The following is a 5412-nucleotide window of genomic DNA, read 5'->3' on the forward strand; positions in this document are numbered from 1 at the left end:
CGTCCCCCGCGGAGACGTCCCGCGTCGGCCCCGCGCCCACCCCGCGCGGGAGCAACAGCGCCAGCGCCGCCGCCGCGGCGACCGCGACGAGCAGGATCGCCCCCGCCGCCGCGTACCGCACCCGCGCGCACGGCCGGCGGCGGCCCGCCGCGGTCGGCCGCAGCACCTGGCCCCTGATCACGCGCGCCCCCGCGGGGCGGTCGTCCGGCCCGACCTCGACCGGGCGGGGAGCGGGGATCACCCGCGTGGGATCGAGCGCGCGCCCGGGGGCGGGAGCCGCCCGGCGCGGCCCGGATGCACGGTGGGACATGGGCCCGGATCATTCACGGCGCGCCGACGGCTGTCCAATCGGGTCGCGGGTGGGAAATGTCCCAATCAGCAGGCAACGCAAGCGAGTTGAAAGAGCGGGCCGCACCCGCGCGGGCAGGTGGGACCCGGTGCGCCCGATCGCGGCCGGGCCCGCCGTCGCCCAGGAGGCGCCGCGCCCCCGGCAGGCAGGGGAGCCCGCCACGGCACCAACGGTGGACCCCACCGTCACGCGTGTTGACGCCTCGCGCACCCGCCCCGAGGATCGGGGGATGGCGTACGACGCTGATGTGATCGTGGTCGGGGCGGGGCTGGCCGGGCTGGCCGCCACCGCCGAACTCGCCGACGCGGGCCGCCGCGTGCTGCTGCTCGACCAGGAGCCCCCGGGCTCCCTCGGCGGGCAGGCCCACTGGTCGCTCGGCGGCCTGTTCCTCGTGGACACGCCCGAGCAGCGCCGGCTGCGCGTCAAGGACAGCCGCGAACTGGCCTGGCAGGACTGGCTGGGCACGGCCGGCTTCGACCGCCCGGAGGACCACTGGCCGCGCCGCTGGGCCGAGGCGTACGTGGACTTCGCCGCGGGGGAGAAGCGGGCGTGGCTGCACGCGCAGGGCCTGCGGCTGTTCCCCGTGGTCGGCTGGGCGGAGCGCGGCGGGTACGAGGCCACGGGCCACGGCAACTCCGTACCCCGCTTCCACATCACCTGGGGCACCGGGCCCGGCGTGGTGGAGCCGTTCGAGCGCCGGGTGCGCGCCGCGATGGCGCGCGGCCGGGTGACCGCGCTGTTCCGGCACCGGGTGACCGGCCTGTCCGCGACGGCCGGCGCCGTGGACACGGTCAGCGGCGAGATCCTCGCGGCCAGCACCGCCCCCCGCGGCACAGCGAGCGGCCGCGAGGTGGTCGGCGGGTTCGAGCTCCGCGCCCAGGCGGTGGTCATCGCCTCCGGCGGCATCGGCGGCAACCACGAGCTGGTGCGCCGCAACTGGCCGGCCCGGCTGGGCACGCCGCCGCGGCGCATGCTCTCCGGCGTGCCCGCGCACGTCGACGGGGAGCTGCTCGCCGTCGTCGAGGCGGCGGGCGCCCGGCTGATCAACCGCGACCGCATGTGGCACTACACCGAGGGCATAGAGAACTGGAATCCGATCTGGGCCCGGCACGGCATCCGCATCCTGCCGGGCCCGTCCTCGCTCTGGCTCGACGCGCGCGGCCGCCGGCTGCCCGTTCCGCTGTTCCCGGGCTTCGACACGCTCGGCACCCTCGAACACATCATGGGCACGGGGTACGCGCACACCTGGTTCGTGCTCAACCGGCGCATCATCGGGAAGGAGTTCGCGCTGTCGGGCTCCGAGCAGAACCCGGACCTGACCGGCCGCAGCGTGCGCGACGTGCTCGCCCGCGCCCGGGCCGACGTGCCCGCCCCGGTCCGGGCGTTCATGGACCACGGCCGCGACTTCGTGGTGGAGCGGAACCTGGGCGCGCTGGTGCGCGGCATGAACGCGATCACCGGGGAGTCCCTGATCGAGGAGGCCGCGCTGCGCCGCGAGGTCGTCGCCCGGGACCGGGAGGTGGGCAACCCCTTCGGCAAGGACCTCCAGATGGCGGCGGTGCGCGGGGCTCGCGCCTACCTGGGCGACCGGCTGACCCGTACGGTGGCGCCGCACCGGCTGCTCGACCCGGCGGCCGGCCCGCTGATCGCCGTCCGGCTGAACATCCTCACCCGCAAGACCCTCGGCGGCCTGGAGACCGATCTGTCCTCGCGGGTGCTCGACGGGAGCGGCGCGCCCCTCCCCGGGGTGTACGCGGCGGGGGAGGCGGCCGGCTTCGGCGGTGGCGGGGTCCATGGCTACCGCTCCCTGGAGGGAACGTTTCTCGGCGGGTGTCTCTTCTCCGGCCGTACGGCGGGTCGCGCGGCGGCCCGCGCCGTGGGCTGAACGGCCGGGCCGGCCCCGTAGCGGCCGCCCGCGCCGATCGCGTACCGCCTCAACTCGTGGAGTCCCCACGTCCCAGCGGGAGTTGACGTCACCCACACGGCTGGAAATCGCTTTCCGTCTTGACGCGGAGCAGTGACTACCGGTTTGCTGTGCGTGATCATTGGCCAGGGCCGCGCGGCCCCCTGGACGACCCGCCGCCGGCCCGACCGCACCGCGTGAACTGAACCCCGCGAGACCCGTCACATCTCCAGAGGGACGCCCCGGCACGGGGGCAGAAGGTGGCCGCACTGTGGTGGAGGACGTTCGAGAATGACTCCGCCGCCTCCGCTGGGCAGGTCGAGGAACCGGGACGGCCTCGGCTTCGACCCCGCGCTGGACGACACCGCCCTCGCCACCGTGCGCGACGCCCTCGTCCAGGGCCGCTGGGACGAGGCCCGCACCCTGCTCGCCGAGACCGGCGACGACTGGGACCGGCGCGGCCACCGGCTCGTCGTCCTCGCCCAGGGCCGGACCAGCGCCGCCTGGGCCCACGACTGGGCCGCCACCGAACCCGACAGCCCCGACGCCGCCGCCCTGCTCGCCTGCGCCCTGGTGTTCCGCGCCCTCGCGGGCAAGGAGCACCCCGGGACCGCGCGCGCCGCCTGCCGCGCCGCGGCCCGCATGGCCCCCGCCGACCCCACCCCCTGGCTGGGCCTGCTGATCCTCGCCCGCCGGCTGGGCACCGACGAGGAACGGCTCCAGGTCTTCGACCAGGTGCGCGGCCGGCACCGCGAGCACCACCACGCCCACCATCTGATGACCGCCTGCCTGGCCGAGCGCCAGCAGGGCACCGAGGACGACCCGTTCCACGAGGTCTACGACTTCGCCTCCTGGGCCGCCGAACAGGCCCCCGCCGACTCCCCGCTGGCCGTGCTGCCGGTGGTGGCGCACGCCGAGCGCCACCGCGTCCTGGCCACCGCCGGCGCGGGTCCCCACGGCCCGGCCGTCGCCGGCTACTGGACCACCCGGCGGGCCCGCCAGGTCATGAAGGCCGCCTTCGACTGGTGGCTGGAGTGGGACGGCGACGACCACCCCCGGCACAAGGTGGATCTCAACTTCCTCGCCTACGCCAAGGTCCACGAAGGGCGCATGGCGGAGGCCGCCGCGCTGTTCGACCGGATCGGGCCGTACGCCAGCACCATCCCCTGGAGCTATCCCGACCGCGACCCCGCCAAGGCGTTCCGCGCCGCGCGCCGGGCCGCCTACGGGGCGGCCTGACGCACCGACCGCACCCACCGCACCGCCCGCGGCCGGCGAGCCCCGCCGGTCCGCCCGCCCACCAGCCCCCGTACCCGAAGGACTTCGCGCCCATGCTGACCGACGGCACCAGCGAGATCAGTACCTTCAAAGGCCAGGAGAGAGCGCTGCGCGCCGACCGCATCGGCACCGCGGCGCTGCTGCTCTCCGTGCTCGCGGCCAGCGCCCCCCTGATGGTGGTCGCCGGCGTCATGCCCACCACCTACGGGGTGATGGACATCGTCGGACAGCCCCTGCTCTTCGTCATCCTCGGCGTGGTGATGGTGCTGTTCAGCGTCGGCTACGCCGAGATGAGCCGCCATGTCCACAACGCCGGCGCCTTCTACGCCTATATCGCCCGCGGCCTCGGCGGCACCGCCGGCGCCGGCGCCTCCTGCGTGGCGCTCGTCGCCTACAGCGCCCTCCAGATCGGCATCTACGGCATCTTCGGCTTCGAGGTCTCCGGCCTCCTCGACCGGCACCTGGACATCACGCTCGCCTGGTGGATACCCGCCGTCCTGGCCGTGGCCCTGACCGGGGTGCTCGGCGCGCTGAAGATCGACCTCAGCGCCAAGGTGCTCGGCGTGCTGCTGGTGATCGAGTGCGTGCTGGTCCTCGTCGCCGACATCGCGTTCGCCGCCGACCCCGGCGCCGACGGGCTGTCGCTGCGCGCCTTCGACCCCGCGACGCTCTCCGGTGCCGGCCTGGGCACCGCCCTGTGCTTCGCCGTCGCCGCCTTCGTCGGCTTCGAACAGGCGCCGGTCTACGCCGAGGAGACCAGCCGGCCCCGGACCGTCGTCGCCCGGGTGATGTTCCTCGCCGTCGTCTTCGTCGCCGTCTTCTTCGCCCTGAGCTCCTGGCTGATCGGTGTCGCCTCCGGCCCCTCCAAGGTGCTGGCCGACGCCGATGAGCAGGGCCCCAACCTGCTGTTCTTCCTCAGCGAGGCCCGGCTCGGCGGCACCTTCACCGATCTGCTGCACCTGTTCTTCGTGACCGGCATCTTCGCCTCGATGCTCAGCTTCCACAACGTCGTCGCCCGCTACGCCTTCGCGATGGGCCGCGAGGGCCTGCTGCCCGCGGCCGTCGGCCGCACCTCCCGCACCAGCGGCGCGCCGGCCATCGGCTCCCTGCTCCAGAGCCTGGTGGCGCTCGCCGTGGTCATCGCGTTCGCGGTCACCGACGACAAGCCCGCGGGCGATCCCACCGCCCCCGTGCTGCGCCTGTTCACCTGGCTGGGCAACGTCGGGGCGCTCGGGGTGATCCTGCTGATGGCCACCGCCAGCGCCGCCGTCATCGCCTTCTTCGTGCGGCGCGGCGCCGCCCGGCCCCAGGCCGTCCGGCTGGTCTGCTCCGGTGTCGCCGGGCTCGCGCTCCTCGCCGTCCTGGCCTTCGCGGTCAAGGACTTCGACGTGCTCGTGGGCGCGGGCGGCGACTCGCCGCTCGGCGTGCTGCTGCCGGGGGTCATCGGTGTCGCGGCCGTGGCCGGCCTGGTGCACGGGCTGGTGCTGCGGGCGGTCAGGCCCGCCGTCCACGCCCGCATCGGCCTGGGCAACGAGGCGTTCCGGCTGGAGCGGGCGGCGGCCTCCGCGGACACGGCGTCCCGTACGGCGGCCGGCTGACCGCCGCGCGCGGCCGACCGCTTCGTACGCCCGGCCCGCCCCGTACGGCCGGAGATCGATCGCCCCGTACGCCCGCCCCGTCCCGTACGCCCGCCACTTCCGTGTCACCGCGCCGGCGCCCGCCCCGCGCGGATCTCTCGACCGACGGACCCACCAGAGAAGAGCCTGGCCCCATGACCTCCTGCCACTCCGAGCCCCGCCCCGACCGGCACGCGCACGCGCACGCGAAGACGCACGAGCCGGCGGCCGCGCCCCGCCGCACCACCGCGCCCCACCCCCTCGAC

At 75.4% G+C, this 5412-nt stretch carries 3 protein-coding genes and 1 pseudogene; 3 read left to right on the forward strand and 1 reads right to left on the reverse strand.

Annotated elements, in window-relative coordinates:
- A pseudogene (locus ACSNOD_RS27840) lies at positions 1–310 on the reverse strand (hypothetical protein); the annotation flags it as partial.
- Positions 311–578: 268 nt separating this feature from the next.
- Between ACSNOD_RS27840 and ACSNOD_RS27845 the strand changes: the two are divergent.
- The 3 genes from ACSNOD_RS27845 (at position 579) to ACSNOD_RS27855 (ending at position 5128) form a co-directional block, all read left to right on the forward strand.
- Positions 579–2234 (forward strand): FAD-binding dehydrogenase, encoded by a 1656-nt coding sequence (locus tag ACSNOD_RS27845; protein ID WP_436769837.1) that lies wholly within the window; start codon positions 579–581, stop codon positions 2232–2234.
- A 309-nt stretch (positions 2235–2543) separates the two neighbouring features.
- Positions 2544–3491: a hypothetical protein gene (locus ACSNOD_RS27850; RefSeq protein ID WP_436769838.1), complete on the forward strand. Its 948-nt coding sequence runs from the start codon at positions 2544–2546 to the stop codon at positions 3489–3491.
- A 92-nt stretch (positions 3492–3583) separates the two neighbouring features.
- Positions 3584–5128 (forward strand): APC family permease, encoded by a 1545-nt coding sequence (locus ACSNOD_RS27855; protein WP_436769839.1) that lies wholly within the window; start codon positions 3584–3586, stop codon positions 5126–5128.
- Positions 5129–5412 lie beyond the last annotated feature (284 nt).

It is taken from the genome of Streptomyces sp. URMC 123, assembly GCF_051386515.1.
GTDB lineage: Bacteria > Actinomycetota > Actinomycetes > Streptomycetales > Streptomycetaceae > Streptomyces.